General features: G+C 64.5%; 1 protein-coding gene. It reads right to left on the bottom strand.

What is annotated here, in order from left to right; genetic code table 11:
* On the bottom strand, positions 1-645 hold a 645-nt coding region (locus AC1D00_RS44155), incomplete at both ends, for a caspase family protein (protein ID WP_477015082.1).

The following is a 645-nucleotide window of genomic DNA, read 5'->3' as shown; positions in this document are numbered from 1 at the left end:
GCCGGTGGTCTTGAGGACGTCGTCGCGCACGAAGCGGAAGGCCTTGCCCAGGTCGAGCCCCGGCGTCGGCAGACGCTCGACCAGAGCGGTGGCAAACGGGCTGTTCTTCGTATCGCCGTCCGAGGCGGTCGAGCCTGCCTTCGCTGCGAAGGCAATCATCGTATTCGGGCTAGTCGGCTCGACCTTGGCGAGGCCGCGGCCGATGGCACGCGAGGACACGGTCCGCTTCATGGTCTTCGCAAAGGGATTGTCGCGGCAGGCATCCAGGATGACGAGCCGGAGCTGCTTGGCAGGCTCGACGGCGAACAGTGCGCGATCGAGCGCAACCGTCTCGTCGAGCACATCGCCATCGGTTTCCAGCGCAGCATCGGTGGGAATCAGGTAGTTCGTCCCGTCCAATTCGATGCCGTGCCCGGCATAATAAATGACCGCAACCTCGGCATCGCGAGTCCGGCCCGCGAACTCACGCAACGACCTGCGCATGTCGGCGGCGTTGAGGTCGAGCCTGACATCGACATTGTCGAAACCCGCCTTCCTGAACATGCCGCCGACCAAAGTGGCATCGTTCGCCGGGTTCGCCAGCTTGCCCACGTTCTTGTAAGCCGAGTTGCCCATCACGAGCGCGACGCGCTTCTCGGCCAGCGC

The organism is Bradyrhizobium sp. P2_E8 (assembly GCF_056403875.1).
The sequence above is the reverse complement of the archived record's forward strand: the minus strand, read 5'-3'. Positions and strand labels throughout refer to the sequence as shown.